A 15,133-nucleotide genomic window follows, 5' to 3' on the forward strand; every position below is an offset into this window, starting at 1 on the left:
TGCATTGGCTCTTTCTTTTTGATCTCCGAGAAATTTTTTCCAACCGATCCGTATAAATCCAACCGGATTGGAAAAAATAGAGAGGATTACGAAATGGAGGTCTGGGTGATGAAACGTCATTTATCCAAATTGCTGATTTTTACGATAATCCTGATGACAGCGCCATCGGCGTTTGCAAAAGAGAGCGCAAAGAAACCGTCGGAGCTTGCTGATGACGCAAAATCTGCCGTTTTAATCGAGCGGGATACCGGTAAGGTGATGTATGACAAGAACAGCCGTGAAAAGCTTCCCCCGGCCAGCATGACAAAAGTGATGACCATGCTGCTGATCATGGAAGCTCTTGATGAAGGCAAGATCAAAATGAAAGACAAAGTCAGAACAAGCGAGTATGCCGCTTCAATGGGGGGTTCGCAAATTTTTCTTGAGCCCGGTGAAGAAATGACGGTTGAAGATATGCTGAAAGGGATCGCCATCGGATCGGGTAATGATGCCTCTGTTGCAATGGCAGAGCATATTGCCGGGTCTGAAGAGGAATTTGTCAAAAGAATGAATGAAAAAGCTGCTGAGCTCGGCCTCAAGGATACGTCTTTTCAAAATACGACAGGTCTGCCTGAAGAAGGCCATTACAGCACAGCCTATGACATGGCCCTCATGGCGAAAGAGCTTTTAAAATATGAAAACATCACGAAATTTACGGGAACGTATGAAGACTATCTGAGAGAAAACACTGATAAAAAATTCTGGCTCGTCAACACAAACCGCCTCATCAAATTTTATCCCGGCGTTGACGGAGTCAAGACCGGCTTTACAAATGAAGCAAAGTACTGCCTGACAGCTTCAGCGAAAAAAGGAAACATGCGCGTCATCGCTGTCGTTTTTGGAGCCAGCACGCCGAAAGAACGAAATGCCCAAATTACAAAAATGCTTGACTTCGCGTTCAGCCAATATGAAACGCATCCGATGTATAAACGCAATGAAATCATTTCCGATTTGAAGGTCAATAAAGGCCGTGAGCAAAAAATAAACCTTGTCACATCGGAACCGATTTCCCTTTTGACGAAAAAAGGCGAAAATATCGAATCTGTTAAAAAAGAAATCAAACAGAAGGAAGATATCCAGGCCCCTGTCAAAAAAGGCACAGAGCTTGGGACGCTCGTATTGAGAAAGGACGGAAAGGTTCTCGCTGAAAGCCCTCTTGTCGCAGAAAAAGACATGGATAAAGCGGGGATGTGGACGATGTTCAAGCGGACGATGACCCACTGGACGAAGTGGAGTGAATAATGCCGAACGGTCACTAGTTTTGTCACGGTGAAGGAATTTATAAAGTCTGAAGCGAAACACTCATTATCCGATTTAAACCAAGGAGGAATGAGGATGAGCCTCGGAATCGATATTCACGTCAAAGAATCCGTACTATGCATTCGGTTGACAGGTGAACTCGATCACCATACAGCAGAAACCTTGAGAAAACAAGTCAGTGACCATCTGGAACAATCCGACATTCGCCATATTGTCATGAATCTTGCAGACCTTTCGTTTATGGACAGTTCAGGGCTTGGCGTCGTGCTCGGCAGATATAAGGAGATTAAGCAGCTCGGCGGAGAAATGATCGTCTGCGCCATTTCTCCTGCTGTCAAACGTTTATTTGATATGTCCGGGCTGTTTAAAATCATTCGCCTTGAGCAATCAGAGCAGCGTGCACTTGAAACGTTGGGGGTGGCGTCATGAAAAATGAAATGAATATCCAGTTTACGGCACTCAGCCAAAACGAATCGTTTGCACGGGTGACAGTCGCTGCTTTTATCGCTCAGCTTGACCCGACGATGGATGAACTGACCGAAATTAAAACGGTCGTATCTGAAGCGGTCACAAACGCGATCATACACGGTTATGAAGACTCAGGGCAGGGAAACGTATACATTTCCGTCACCCTTCATGACCATATCGTCTATTTAACGATCCGTGACGAAGGAGTCGGTATCCCTGATCTTGAAGAAGCGCGCCAGCCCCTGTTCACGACAAAGCCCGAACTCGAACGGTCGGGAATGGGCTTTACGATCATGGAAAATTTCATGGATGATATTTCGATCGACTCCTCACCTGAGATGGGAACCACAATACACTTAACAAAGCACTTATCAAAAAGCAAAGCGCTTTGCAATTAAGGGAGATTTGTTATGGATGTGGAGGTTAAAAAAGAAAACCAGAACACTCAGCTTAAAGACCATGAAGTGAAAGAACTGATTAAAAACAGCCAGAACGGCGATCAAAAAGCAAGGGACCTCCTCATAGAAAAAAACATGCGTCTTGTTTGGTCTGTCGTTCAGCGTTTTTTGAACAGAGGCTATGAGCCTGATGACCTCTTTCAAATCGGCTGCATCGGCCTCTTAAAGTCGGTGGACAAATTCGATCTTTCCTATGACGTTCGGTTTTCCACCTACGCCGTCCCGATGATTATCGGGGAGATTCAGCGGTTTATCAGAGATGACGGAACCGTCAAAGTGAGCCGCTCGCTGAAAGAGCTCGGCAACAAAATCCGGCGGGCGAAAGACGAGCTTTCCAAATCAAACGGCCGGATTCCGACCGTTCAGGAAATCGCCGATTATCTCGAAATCAGTTCGGAAGAGGTCGTGATGGCTCAGGAAGCGGTCCGCTCTCCTTCGTCCATTCATGAAACGGTTTACGAAAACGACGGAGACCCGATTACACTTCTGGATCAAATCGCCGATCAGTCGGAAGAGAAGTGGTTCGATAAAATCGCTTTAAAGGAAGCTATCAAGGATTTGGATGAACGGGAAAAGCTGATTGTTTATTTAAGGTATTACAAAGACAAGACGCAATCTGAAGTTGCCGACCGCCTCGGCATATCCCAGGTGCAAGTGTCGAGACTTGAGAAAAAGATTTTAAAGCAAATCAAAAACCAGATGGATCATTTTGAAAGCTGAGTCTGCTCCTGTTACAGGCAGCCTCGGATGTCTGATGAAAAACCGGACGCTCTTTTGGAGCGCTCCGGTTTTTTTTGTGGTAATTTATGGTCTTTTGCTGCTTGCTGAATGATAAATGAGATGTACTTCATACTACAACTATAACCATCATATAGGAAGTGACCCAGATGGAACGTCAAGTTTTTATCAGACTCCGCCACCGGCTTAAGGCAGATCCCGATGAATTGATTCTGCTCGGCCATATCGCACAGGTAGCGGGTGACCGCCGATACAAAGAAAAGCTTGAACGACTGCCTATTTATCAGGTCAGCAAAGCGGATCAAAGCATGGTGGTCTTGGACGTGATGAAGGTGATTGAAGCTGTACATAAATCGTTTCCTGACCTTGATGTCCAAACCGTCGGCGGTTCTGAAACCATCGTGGAGATCCAATATCCGAAAAGGGATCTGTCGCCCGTGTTGTTCATCGCCGTCTGGCTGCTCCTGTTCGTCGGTGCCGGCCTTGCCGTCATGAACTTTCATGAAGATGTCAGCATGAGGGAAGTGCACATCCTGCTTTACGAAATGGTGACGGGCAAGGTGAACCGCTATCCATACCTTTTGCAGGTTCCGTACAGCATCGGTCTCGGGCTCGGCATGATCTTGTTTTTTAATCATTTATTTAAGAAACGATTTAACGAGGAGCCCAGCCCTCTGGAGGTCGAGATGTTTAAATATCAGCTTGATTTGGACCATTATGTGGCCTTGCACGAAAACATAGAAACGACAAAGGATATTCATGATCATTAGCGTGATATTTATCATCTTTCTCGGACTTGCAGGAGGGGTCGCAGTTGGATCCGGCTTTGTCGCTTTTCTCACCGTGCTTGGCATTATCCCGAGGCTGACTCAGCTGACGAAAACGAAAGGGTTTATCCAGGCGTATGAATGGGCTGTCATTCTGGGCGCGGTTTTTGGAGGATGGGAATCGCTGAACATGTCCCGCTTTTTTTTATCCAAATGGCTGCTTGTTCCGATCGGTCTTTTTGCGGGCGTTTTCATCGGAATGCTTGCAGCGGCGCTTACAGAAGTATTGAATGTGCTGCCGATATTGGCGAAACGAATCGGCATGGGGGACAGGATTTTGATTCTTTTAATGGCCATTGTTTTCGGGAAGATTCTTGGCTCGATGTTCCAATGGCTCATATTTGTTCATCTGTCATAAAAGGAGGATTATGATGTCAAGTTTGAAAGATAATTATCAATCGAAAGTCAAAGCGTATCAGCCAACACCGCCTTATGTACTGAACTGTATCAAGGCTTTTCTCGTCGGAGGCCTGATCTGTGCGATCGGCCAGGCGTTCCAGAATTTTTATATGGCCGTGTTCAACTTTGATGAAAAAACGGCGGGGAATCCGACGGTTGCCACGCTAATCTTAATCTCCGCTCTGTTAACGGGTCTTGGCGTCTACGACAGAATCGGCCAGTTTGCCGGTGCGGGTTCTGCTGTTCCGATTACAGGATTTGCTAACAGTATGACGAGCGCCGCGCTTGAGCACAAAAGCGAAGGATACGTCCTCGGCGTGGGAACCAATATGTTTAAGCTGGCGGGAAATGTCATCGTCTTCGGCGTTGCGGCCGCTTATATTGTGGGGATGATCCGCTTTGCTTTTGATAAGCTGTTTTAGGAGGAAAACAACATGAAATTAACAGGAAAACAAACATGGGAGTTCGAGAACCCGCTGTTTGTTAACTCGAGCGGAACAGCGGTCGGTCCCAAGGAAAAAGAAGGGCCTCTTGGACACTTATTTGACAAAACGTATGATGAAATGCACTGCAACCAGAAAAACTGGGAGATGGCAGAGCGCAAGCTGATGGAGGATGCGGTTCAGTCCGCGTTATCAAAACAAAATCTTAAAAAGGAAGACATCGATATCTTTTTGGCGGGTGACCTGCTCAACCAAAACGTGACTGCCAACTATGTGGCGAGGCATTTGAAAATTCCTTTTCTCTGCTTATTTGGAGCATGCTCGACATCAATGGAATCGATCGCGATCAGTTCGGCATTGATTGACGGAGGTTTCGCAAAGCGTGCCCTGGCGGCAACCAGCAGCCATAATGCGACGGCTGAAAGGCAGTTTCGCTACCCGACGGAATACGGGGGCCAAAAGCCGGGAACCGCGACATCCACAGTGACCGGAAGCGGAGCAGTCGTCCTCAGCCAGCAGCCCGGCGGAATCAAAATCACCAGCGCAACCGTCGGAAGGGTTATCGACTTGGGGATTACCGATTCGCAAGATATGGGGTCAGCGATGGCACCCGCTGCTGCGGATACGATCAAGCAGCATTTGGAGGATCTGGGACGCACACCTGATGATTACGATCTGATTTTAACCGGCGATCTTTCAGGTGTCGGCAGCCCGATTTTAAAGGATCTGTTAAAAGAGGAAGGAATCAATGTCGGGACAAAGCATAATGACTGCGGGCTGATGATCTATACGCCTGACCAGCAGGTTTTTGCAGGCGGAAGCGGATGTGCTTGTTCTGCAGTCGTCACTTTTGCCCACATTTTCAAAGAAATTGAAGCGGGCAGGCTGAACAGAGTGCTTGTTGTAGCGACAGGCGCCCTTTTGAGCCCGACGATTATTCAGCAAAAAGAATCGATTCCTTGCATTGCCCATGGCGTCGTATTTGAACGAGCCGAAAGGGGGAACGCCTAAGATGGAGTATGTCATTGCTTTTATTGCAGGCGGGCTGATTTGCGTAATCGGCCAGCTCTTGCTTGATGTCTTTAAAATGACGCCGGCCCATGTCATGACAACTTTTGTCGTATCAGGAGCCATTCTGGACGGATTCGGCATTTACGACCGTTTTATCGAATTTGCCGGTGCCGGGGCTACGGTTCCGATTGTCAGTTTCGGCCACTCCCTTTTGCACGGTGCAATGCACCAAGCCGAGGAACACGGCTTTATCGGGATTGCCATGGGGATATTCGAACTGACGTCTGCCGGTATATCCTCCGCTATTTTGTTTGCTTTTCTTGTTGCCGTGATTTTTAAACCGAAAGGATAAAGGATAATGCCAGCAAAACGCAAGGTCATTTTGGTCACAGACGGCGATATTTACGCTGCAAAAGCAATCGAATATGCAGCAAGAAAAACGGGTGGCCGTTGCATTTCCCAATCGGCGGGGAATCCAAGCGTTAAAACAGGACCGGAGCTTGTATCCATGATCCTGCAAACCCCTCATGATCCTGTATTCGTCATGTTTGATGATTCCGGACTTCAAGGCGAAGGGCCGGGAGAGACAGCTATGAAATATGTGGCGGTACATCCCGGTATCGAGGTGCTCGGGGTCATCGCCGTCGCTTCAAAAACTCATTATGCAGAGTGGACGAGGGTCGATGTATCAATCGATGCAGAAGGCGAACTGACAGAGTACGGCGTCGATAAACACGGGGTCAAAGAGCTTGATGTCAAACGAATGAACGGTGATACGGTCTATTGCCTTGACCAGCTGGATGTTCCGATCATTGTCGGAATCGGTGATATCGGTAAGATGAACAGAAAAGACGATGTGGAAAAAGGTTCGCCGATTACAATGAAAGCGGTCGAGCTCATTTTAGAAAGGAGCGGGTATCATGAGTGCTCAAAAGCAGGAGAAGACGAACGTATTCCTTGATCCTTCTAAGAATGAAGCGTATTTTAAGAAGCGGGTCGGCATGGGAGAAAGCTTTGACCTTGGCGTACGCAAGGTCTTTATTCTCGGCCATGAAGTTCAACTTTATTATGTCAACGGATTGTGCGACACACAATACATCATTCACCTGTTAAGGGAACTCGTGCATCTGAATGATAAAGAAAAAGAGTCGGGCGAGGTTGAAGAGATTGTCGAAAACAGGCTTTTGAACCAGCAGGTTTCAAAAGCAGAAACGCTTGATGAAGCGGTCGACCAAGTGTTGTCAGGACTGGTTGCCATCATCGTCGAAGATGCGGGGTTTGCTTTTATCATCGATGTCAGAAGCTATCCGGGCAGAACGCCGGAAGAGCCTGATACAGAAAAAGTCGTACGCGGTGCAAGGGACGGATTCGTCGAGAACATTATCGTCAACACAGCCCTGATCAGACGCCGGATCAGAGATGAGCGCCTGCGCTATAAAATGCTTCATATCGGTGAACGCTCCAAAACAGACATCTGTCTCTGCTATTTGGAAGATGTCGCAGATCCCGATCTTGTTGAAGTATTAAAAAAAGAGATTGAAGATGTGAAGATCGACGGGCTGCCGATGTCGGATAAATCGGTAGAGGAATTCCTTGTCGGCCAAGGCTTCAACCCGTTTCCGCTCGTCAGGTTTACGGAAAGGGCGGATGTAGCCGCAAGCCATATTTTAGAGGGGCATGTCATCGTGATCGTCGATACGTCGCCAAGCGTCATCATTACGCCGACCACTTTGTTTCATCATGTACAGCATGCTGAGGAATACAGACAGACGCCGGCTGTTGGAACGTTTTTAAGGTGGGTGCGGTTTTTCGGTATTTTGGCCTCCACCTTTTTGCTGCCGCTTTGGCTGCTGTTTGTCATTCAGCCGTCACTGTTGCCTGATAATTTATCGTTTATCGGTTTAAACAAAGACACTCATATTCCGATTATCATGCAGATTTTCCTGGCGGATCTCGGCGTCGAATTTTTAAGAATGGCCGCCATTCATACGCCGACGGCGCTTTCGACTGCAATGGGCCTGATCGCTGCCGTATTGATCGGTGATATCGCGATCAATGTCGGCTTGTTTTCTCCTGAAGTCATTTTATACGTTTCCCTCTCGGCAATCGGAGCTTATACGACACCAAGCTACGAGCTGAGTCTGGCGAATAAAATGGTGAAGCTGTTTATGCTGATATTGGTAGCGCTCTTTAAAGTAGAGGGATTTGTCATCGGATTAACGATCTTAACTATAGTGATGACTTCGATCAGGTCATTGCGGACTCCTTACTTATGGCCGCTCCTCCCGTTCAATGGAAAAGCGTTTTGGCATGTTCTCGTGCGCACTTCTGTTCCCGGGGGAAAAGTCAGGCCGAGCATCGTTCATCCGAGAAACCGGTCCAGACAGCCGTGAACCCGGCATTCCAAGAGGCTTTTCCCCAGGGAAAAGCCTCTTTTTCAGTAATCAAATTCCGGTCTTTGAGTCCCGATGCCTCTGTATTCGTTGGCAGAAATCGCGACTGCCCGGAGGCTGCAAATGTTGTTCTGTCTTCTGATCGGATAGACGACATACAACATTTCGCGGCCGAACGGGTCAATCGTTGACGAATGCAGGAAAACCTCAGTTCCTCTCCGCCAAAATCTCGTATTCGCCGGAGCTGTAATAATCTGCCCTTCATAAGGCTCATAAATTCTCTGCTCATCATGTGCAGCCGGCTGATAAGGGTCGTATGCATTTTCCGGTGTATAGCCGGGAGCCGGAGTGTAGGGGTAACGATTTGGATACATATGATAACCTCTTTCCCACTTCGTTTTTTGGGTTTCATCTTTAAGATTATATTCAGGTAAATGCCTATTTGTATGGGCGAAAATCTCGGTTTTTCGGTTCTTTTTTTAATTGAATGGACGTTGTGTATGCCTATTTCTATCAAGTGCTGTTTTCTGTTATTCTAGAATCAATAGAATGGATTAGTTTTTCAGGGAATTATTCCCTTTGTAAATCAAGAAAATTTGGACAAATGGTGGTTTAGTTTTTAAAATGAAATGTTATAATACAACATAAGAATCGCACTATCATGAAGCCGGAAGATGCATCGGGCAGCAACCGGACCGCCCCTTGCACCTTTGTAGATAGAGAAAGAGGGAATGACAATTGTTTTTACATGGTACTAGCAGACAAAATGAAAGAGGACACCTCGAAATCGGCGGTGTCGATGTTCTATCATTGGCAGAAAGATACGGAACACCTCTTTATGTATACGATGTTGCGCTGATTAGAGAGCGCGCCCGAAAATTCCAGAAGGCATTCACGGAAGCCGGTTTAAAAGCGCAGGTAGCGTATGCAAGCAAGGCGTTTTCATCGGTTGCCATGATTCAGCTTGCCGAACAAGAGGGGCTGTCACTGGATGTGGTATCGGGAGGAGAGCTTTTCACTGCGATCAAAGCAGGGTTCCCAGCTGAGCGGATTCATTTTCACGGAAACAATAAGAGCCCTGAAGAACTAGCCATGGCTCTGGAGCATCAAATCGGCTGCATCGTGCTCGATAACTTTCACGAGATCGCCATTACAGAAGAGCTTTGCAACCGATCAGGACAAACTGTAGACGTTTTGCTCAGAATCACGCCGGGAGTTGAAGCGCACACGCACGATTATATTACGACGGGACAGGAAGATTCGAAATTCGGTTTTGATCTGCACAATGGACAGGTCGAACAAGCCATCGAACAAGTTCTTCGCTCATCTGCGTTTAAGCTCCTCGGTGTGCACTGTCACATCGGTTCGCAAATTTTTGATACGGCAGGATTTGTCCTTGCAGCAGACAAGATTTTTGAAAAGCTGGCTGAATGGAGGGAGACTTACTCATTCATCCCGGAAGTGCTCAATCTTGGCGGGGGCTTCGGCATCCGCTATACAAAAGACGACGAGCCGCTCGCAGCTGATGTTTATGTTGAAAAAATCATCGAGGCGGTCAAAGCAAATGCCGAGCATTTTGGCTTTGACATCCCTGAGATTTGGATCGAACCAGGCAGGTCTCTCGTCGGAGATGCGGGGACTACTCTGTACACTATCGGTTCGCAAAAAGAGGTGCCGGGGATTCGCAAATATGTAGCCATCGACGGCGGCATGAGCGATAATATCAGACCGGCGCTTTATGAGGCAAAATACGAAGCGGCCGTCGCCAACAGGATGAATGATGCTTGTCATGATACCGCATCGATCGCAGGAAAATGCTGTGAAAGCGGAGATATGCTGATTTGGGATTTGGAAATCCCCGAAGTCCGTGACGGAGATGTGCTAGCCGTTTTTTGCACAGGTGCATACGGCTACAGCATGGCCAACAACTACAACCGCATTCCGCGCCCGGCCGTCGTCTTTGTCGAGGATGGAGAAGCGCAGCTCGTCATTCAAAGAGAGACGTATGAGGATATCGTCAAGCTGGATCTGCCGCTGAAATCGAAAGTAAAACAATAAAAAAATGGAGATTCCCTCAAGGGGAGTCTCCATTTTTTATTCAAGCTTGAAAACACTTCCCGGCCATCGGGAGGTGTTTTTTTGTAAAAAAGATTATGACATGCATAGAACAGCGACCGGGCTAATTGTATATAATATTGAGAATTTAACAAAAATTTAACAAAGGAGATGATAAAGGCAATGATCAAGGTGAAAAGGATGAGTTTTGCTGATTTCGTGGATTTAGAGGCGGAGTAGATGAAACCGGCCAAAGTATCCCTACTCCACCGCATGCTCCAGTGCCTGAAGCAATGTGTTGATTGTAACACAGTGAAGCGTTTTACAGCAATAAACAGTTTTGTGAATATTTTATTAATTTCTGCTGTGATCTCATTCCCATATTCTGCTGCGGCCCATAGTGTAACACAGTCCGGTGATAAATATTCAAGCTTTGAAGAATTGGAGCGGAATGAAGATCCGGCGTCTTACCGAATGACGGAGAAGGACGCAAGAGTGCCGATGCTTATCATGGCCATCCATGGAGGCGGCATCGAACCCGGAACAAGTGAGATCGCCAATGAAGTGTCCAAAAACTATTCCCTATACTTGTTTGAAGGGCTGAAATCATCAGGCAATACGGACCTTCACATTACAAGCACGCGTTTTGACGAGCCAGCGGCTCTCGCAATCACTGCAAGCCACCGGTACGTCATGTCGCTTCACGGCTATTACAGTGAAGACCGCCATATTAAAGTGGGCGGGACAGACCGCGCCAAAATCAGAATATTGGTTGATGAGCTGAACCGCTCGGGGTTTGCCGCTGAAATGCTGGCGACAGACGACAAGTATGCCGGAACCCATCCGAATAACATCGCCAACAAGTCGCTTTCCGGGCTGAGCATTCAGCTTGAAATGAGCACAGGTTTTCGCAAATCTTTATTCGATCGGTTCACACTAAAAGACAGGGCAGCGACGCAAAACGAAACGTTTTACCGATTTACAAAACTGCTGACAGATTTTATTCATGAAAACTATGAAGAAGACGGAGGGGACTTCCCCTCTGCAAAAATAAAACACCTCCTTCAATTGAAAAAGGAGGTGTTTTGGCAGTTGTGTTAACCGTTGGACTCTGAGGTGCCGCCGCTGGTGAATACGGAAACGATGGCGTTCCACAGAGACACAAAGAAGTCGATCAGTTTTTGAAGGAAATTTTGTCCTTCTTCAGAATCCAGGAATTTCGTGATTTTATCCTTTGCTTTGTCAAGCTGGTCTCCAACCTGGTTCCAGTCGATATTAATATTTTTCATGTTATTAAATAAAGAAATGAGAGATTGTTTCTGATCCTCTGTGAGCGTCACGCCCAATTCGGAGGCAGCCGAATCAATCGTTTTCTCCAATTCCTCTTTCGATTCAGGAACCCCGTTTTTCGAGATTTCTTCCTTGACTTTGGCCATCAGCGCCGACGCGTTTTCACTGCCGATTTTCTCGCCAAGCTCTGAAGTGGTGACAAGCTCTTCATTCGCGACCTTTTTCACATCTTCGGAAATTTTTTCGCCCGAAGTCGTTTCATACGCTTTCATCAATCCGGTTAAAGCGGCTGTGCCTGACACTTCAAACGGAGCGGTGACATAAATTTTGGCGTCTTTTACACCGGCTGTCATCAGCGCGTTCAAATACATTTCATCTGTAATTGTGCTGATATTGTGTGTCTGAACTTCCAAACCGGTGCCTTTTTTCGCTACGGTAATTGAAGAAGAAGAAATCGCTCTTGATCCGATTTGTGATTTCGGTATATAATCCCCTAAATATTTATGCTCTTCATCATTTGTCACCTCGATGATGGTCGCATTTTCAGGCGCATTCATTTCTTTTAATACTTTTTGTCTGTCCTGGCTTGACAAGTCTTTCCCCAGCGTGACGATGACATCACCCACTGCGGCGTCAGCAAAGCTGACCTGCGGGAAAATGAGCAGACACAATGCTGTAAAGATTCCTAGTATCGATTTTTTCAAGCTCAATGCCCTCCTTAAAAATGCAGGCTTCAGGCAGAATTGCTGTACTTTTAAAGAAGCCTGCCGGAACGGAAATAATGCGTTCCGAAATATAGACGGATGAAAGATGAGGGAGGTTTCAAAGAAAAGAAGAGAGAAATTTCTCTTCAAGTCAAATGCCCTCCCGGTATCGTATCACACCGCTCTTTTATCATTCATGATTTTCACAGGCGATTCAACCTTTTTTTAAAATCTTTTACAAAAGCGATACAAGAGCGGCGTTTATTTCAGGTCGATTGGCTCTGTGCTTCTTCTATATGATATAATGACCCTTGTGAAATGAAAGGAGAGAATCAAGATGGCTAAAAAAGGATACATACAACTGACAAACGGCAAAAAAATCGAGTTTGAACTATATCCGGATGCGGCGCCGGGAACTGTCGCCAACTTTGAAAAACTTGCAAACGAAGGGTTTTATGACGGGCTGAAGTTCCACCGCGTCATTCCGGGCTTCGTCAGCCAGGGAGGTTGCCCGCACGGCACCGGAACAGGCGGGCCTGGATATACGATTAAATGCGAGACAGAAGGGAATCCGCATAAACACGAAGCCGGTTCTCTCTCAATGGCTCACGCAGGAAAAGATACCGGAGGCAGCCAATTCTTTATCGTCCATGAGCCTCAGCCGCACTTGAACGGCGTTCATACCGTTTTCGGAAAGGTCACATCAGGTCTTGATGCCGTCACTTCAATGGAGCAGGGACAAGGCATGGAAAAAGTCGAAGTATTTGACGCATAGAAAGTACAAAAACAGCCCGTTTAGCCGGGCTGTTTTTTTGTCTGAAACGGTGTTCATTTTCCAGGTGCAACAGGACCAGGGACCGATTCTTCGTCCACATTCTACTAGGAAATTACGATGCTAATAAATAAAATAATTGTGAAAAAATGACCCTTTATGTAAAATATATTCAAGTGAAGAGCTAGATAGAGAACGCAAACTGTAAAAAAGGAAGGGGCGTAAGGGGTGAGCGTAAAAATCCCATCGACGGCAGTCGGCGTAAAAATTAATGACTGGTATAACGCGATACGCAAATTCAATGTCACGGACGCCGAAATGCTGAAGGCAGAAATTGAGCGCGAAATTTCTCAAATGGAAGAGGATCAAGACTTATTATTGTATTACGCCTTAATGGAATTCAGACACAGAATCATGCTTGATTACGTAAAACCTTTGGAAGAAGGCGAAACCCCGCCTGACTTTTCTGAAATATTAAAAGATATCGAAGATGAACAAGGAAAACTGACAGGCCTGCTTGAATATTATTTTAACTTTTTTAGAGGGATGTATGAATATAAAAACCATGATTATATTAAAGCGATCTCTTTTTACAGGCGCGCCGAAAAAAAGCTGCTGCACGTCGAGGACGAAATAGAGAGAGCCGAGTTTCATTTTAAAATGGCTGAAGTGTTTTATCATATGAAACAGAGCCATGTATCGATGAACTATGCGCTTCAAGCGATTGAAACCTATCAGGCGCATGAAACTTACAAGGTTCGGAGAATCCAATGCGAGTTCGTCATCGCAGGGAACTATGACGATCTGGAGTCGAATGAAAAAGCGCTGTCACATCTTGAAAAGGCGCTGAAGCTGTCACAGCAAGAAGGCCAGCTCATATTGGAAGGACACACCTATTATAATTTGGGAAACTGCTATTATAAGATGGGGGATTTCGATCAGGCAGCCGTATACTTCAACAGGGCTGCTGCGATTTATCAAGAAGAGTCATCAGATATTCTTCCAAAAGCGTTTTTCAGTCTTGCGCTTGCATATTTCAAGCTGAAGCAGCTCGAACAGGCGGATGACGCGTTAAACAAAGGAATTGACATCGCCCGCCGATCGGACGATTCGATCTATCTATCAAAATTTCATTTTTTAAAAGCCTTGTATGTTGATGATGACGGCAGGGCTCCAATGCTCGAAACTTTTCAGCTGCTCGGGTCAAAAAAGATGTATCCCGATATTGAGGACTTGGCATTGGAAGCAGCTGAATACTATAATGAAATTGGGCGCTTGAGCGACTCTGTTTATTTCTATCAAACGGTATTCAGTGCTCGAAAACAAATGAAAAAAGGGGACTGGTCGTATGAAATCTAAACTGTTGTTAACCGCCGCTGCTTCAGTAGCAGGACTTTCTTTGGCAAGTGCTGTGCTGATGACGCAAACAGATGGTATGAAAGTCGCCGAGAGAAATGTAACGTCCGCACCAGTGCAAATCGCCGAGAGAAACGTAACATCCGCACCAGTGCAAATCGCCGAGAGAAACGTAACATCCGCACCGGTGCAAGTTGCTGAGAGAAACGTAACATCTGTCAAAACGTCACCGATTCATATCGGAGAACGAAATGTAACTTAATATTTTCGTAAAAGGGCAGTGCTTGGTCTATATCAGCACTGCTCTTTTTATGTCCGATAAAAAGCCGCTTCCGCCCTGAGCTTGGTCTCATACAGGCATGCATAAATCAAAGCGTACAGAAATCATAAGCTTATGAAAACATGACGGAGGAAAGAAAATGCCGTTAGTACCTTATGAACCATTTAAACATTTGAAATACGATCAGAAGAGAGTTTGATCGGGTGTTTGCCGATTTTCCGGCGAACTTTGGAGGGGAGCATGGCGTTGGCGATATCAGGGTTGATGTGCATGAAGCCGGGAATGAAATCGTCGCGTCCTGTGATCTCCCCGGCTTTGAAAGCAAAGAAGATGTTCATATCGAGGTTGAAAACAATATGCTTCATATTAGCGGATCCATCAACAGATCAAACGAAGTAAAAGAAGAAAACATGCACCGGAAAAAACGATTTACAGGACGGTTTCACAGATCAGTCGCGCTTCCGGCTCCAGTCAGCCATGAAGAGATAAAAGCTCCTTATAAGAACGGCGTGCTTGAAGTGAGAATGCCGAAAGACAAGCAGGACGATAAAAAGAGGATAGATGTGGAATTTCATTAAGGACACGAAAAAGGTCCCCTTTAGGGGACTTTTTTTTTATTTTTTGAAACAAATAGCAAAAA

The 15,133-nt window shown here is 46.1% G+C and carries 18 protein-coding genes and 1 pseudogene; 17 read left to right on the plus strand and 2 right to left on the minus strand.

What is annotated here, in order from left to right; translation table 11 throughout:
- Positions 1-108: 108 nt before the first annotated feature.
- The 11 genes from H2R00_RS02985 to H2R00_RS03035 all read left to right on the plus strand — a co-directional run bounded on the left by H2R00_RS02985 (position 109) and on the right by H2R00_RS03035 (position 8,036).
- Positions 109-1,281 carry a D-alanyl-D-alanine carboxypeptidase family protein gene (locus tag H2R00_RS02985; RefSeq protein WP_154994242.1) on the plus strand — a complete coding sequence of 391 codons (1,173 nt, stop codon included), beginning with the start codon at positions 109-111 and terminating at the stop codon, positions 1,279-1,281.
- A gap of 93 nt (positions 1,282-1,374) precedes the next feature.
- Positions 1,375-1,728, plus strand: a complete 354-nt coding sequence (spoIIAA, locus tag H2R00_RS02990; protein WP_152847085.1) for an anti-sigma F factor antagonist — start codon at positions 1,375-1,377, stop codon at positions 1,726-1,728.
- Positions 1,725-2,165, plus strand: coding sequence for an anti-sigma F factor (gene spoIIAB, locus H2R00_RS02995; RefSeq protein ID WP_182070438.1), 441 nt, complete (start codon positions 1,725-1,727; stop codon positions 2,163-2,165). The genes spoIIAA and spoIIAB overlap by 4 nt, the downstream gene beginning before the upstream one ends.
- 12 nt (positions 2,166-2,177) lie before the next feature.
- Complete coding sequence (gene sigF / locus H2R00_RS03000; RefSeq protein ID WP_003183162.1) at positions 2,178-2,945, plus strand: RNA polymerase sporulation sigma factor SigF; 768 nt, start codon at positions 2,178-2,180, stop codon at positions 2,943-2,945.
- 167 nt (positions 2,946-3,112) lie between these two features.
- Complete coding sequence (locus H2R00_RS03005) at positions 3,113-3,733, plus strand: stage V sporulation protein AA (protein WP_182070439.1); 621 nt, start codon at positions 3,113-3,115, stop codon at positions 3,731-3,733.
- A complete protein-coding gene (locus H2R00_RS03010; RefSeq protein ID WP_003183156.1) occupies positions 3,723-4,148 on the plus strand; it encodes a stage V sporulation protein AB in 426 nt (141 codons plus the stop codon). The genes H2R00_RS03005 and H2R00_RS03010 overlap by 11 nt, the downstream gene beginning before the upstream one ends.
- 13 nt (positions 4,149-4,161) lie before the next feature.
- A complete protein-coding gene (gene spoVAC, locus H2R00_RS03015; RefSeq protein ID WP_154994246.1) occupies positions 4,162-4,611 on the plus strand; it encodes a stage V sporulation protein AC in 450 nt (149 codons plus the stop codon).
- A 12-nt stretch (positions 4,612-4,623) separates the two neighbouring features.
- Positions 4,624-5,643, plus strand: coding sequence for a stage V sporulation protein AD (gene spoVAD / locus H2R00_RS03020; protein ID WP_154994248.1), 1,020 nt, complete (start codon positions 4,624-4,626; stop codon positions 5,641-5,643).
- A gap of 1 nt (position 5,644) precedes the next feature.
- A complete protein-coding gene (spoVAE, locus tag H2R00_RS03025) occupies positions 5,645-5,995 on the plus strand; it encodes a stage V sporulation protein AE (RefSeq protein WP_154994250.1) in 351 nt (116 codons plus the stop codon).
- A gap of 6 nt (positions 5,996-6,001) precedes the next feature.
- Entirely contained in the window at positions 6,002-6,604 is a 603-nt protein-coding gene (spoVAEA, locus tag H2R00_RS03030) for a stage V sporulation protein SpoVABEA (protein ID WP_154994252.1), read from the plus strand.
- Positions 6,564-8,036: a spore germination protein gene (locus H2R00_RS03035; RefSeq protein WP_154994254.1), complete on the plus strand. Its 1,473-nt coding sequence runs from the start codon at positions 6,564-6,566 to the stop codon at positions 8,034-8,036. Before spoVAEA ends, H2R00_RS03035 begins: the two co-directional genes overlap by 41 nt.
- A 44-nt stretch (positions 8,037-8,080) precedes the next feature.
- On the opposite strand, the gene H2R00_RS03040 is transcribed toward H2R00_RS03035, so the two are convergent.
- On the minus strand, positions 8,081-8,410 hold the full coding sequence (locus tag H2R00_RS03040; RefSeq protein WP_154994256.1) for a hypothetical protein: 330 nt from the start codon (positions 8,408-8,410) through the stop codon (positions 8,081-8,083).
- A gap of 364 nt (positions 8,411-8,774) precedes the next feature.
- Here H2R00_RS03040 and lysA point away from each other — a divergent pair, with 364 nt between their 5' ends.
- Positions 8,775-10,094, plus strand: a complete 1,320-nt coding sequence (gene lysA, locus H2R00_RS03045) for a diaminopimelate decarboxylase (RefSeq protein WP_154994258.1) — start codon at positions 8,775-8,777, stop codon at positions 10,092-10,094.
- Positions 10,095-10,331: 237 nt separating this feature from the next.
- Positions 10,332-11,192 carry a poly-gamma-glutamate hydrolase family protein gene (locus H2R00_RS03055; protein WP_182070440.1) on the plus strand — a complete coding sequence of 287 codons (861 nt, stop codon included), beginning with the start codon at positions 10,332-10,334 and terminating at the stop codon, positions 11,190-11,192.
- Here the strand turns inward: H2R00_RS03055 and H2R00_RS03060 are convergent.
- Positions 11,189-12,085: a DUF1002 domain-containing protein gene (locus H2R00_RS03060; RefSeq protein WP_176274792.1), complete on the minus strand. Its 897-nt coding sequence runs from the start codon at positions 12,083-12,085 to the stop codon at positions 11,189-11,191. The genes H2R00_RS03055 and H2R00_RS03060 overlap by 4 nt on opposite strands.
- Positions 12,086-12,422: 337 nt before the next feature.
- Between H2R00_RS03060 and H2R00_RS03065 the strand changes: the two genes are divergently transcribed.
- From H2R00_RS03065 to H2R00_RS03080, 4 genes and pseudogenes are all read left to right on the plus strand, one after another.
- On the plus strand, positions 12,423-12,860 hold the full coding sequence (locus tag H2R00_RS03065) for a peptidylprolyl isomerase (protein ID WP_003183133.1): 438 nt from the start codon (positions 12,423-12,425) through the stop codon (positions 12,858-12,860).
- 225 nt (positions 12,861-13,085) lie between these two features.
- Positions 13,086-14,216, plus strand: coding sequence for a Rap family tetratricopeptide repeat protein (locus tag H2R00_RS03070; protein ID WP_154994266.1), 1,131 nt, complete (start codon positions 13,086-13,088; stop codon positions 14,214-14,216).
- Complete coding sequence (locus H2R00_RS03075) at positions 14,206-14,475, plus strand: hypothetical protein (RefSeq protein ID WP_154994268.1); 270 nt, start codon at positions 14,206-14,208, stop codon at positions 14,473-14,475. Before H2R00_RS03070 ends, H2R00_RS03075 begins: the two co-directional genes overlap by 11 nt.
- A 157-nt stretch (positions 14,476-14,632) precedes the next feature.
- Positions 14,633-15,071, plus strand: a pseudogene (locus tag H2R00_RS03080) (Hsp20/alpha crystallin family protein).
- Positions 15,072-15,133: the final 62 nt, after the last annotated feature.

The sequence above is a fragment of the Bacillus haynesii genome (assembly GCF_014042035.1).
Lineage (GTDB): Bacteria > Bacillota > Bacilli > Bacillales > Bacillaceae > Bacillus > Bacillus haynesii.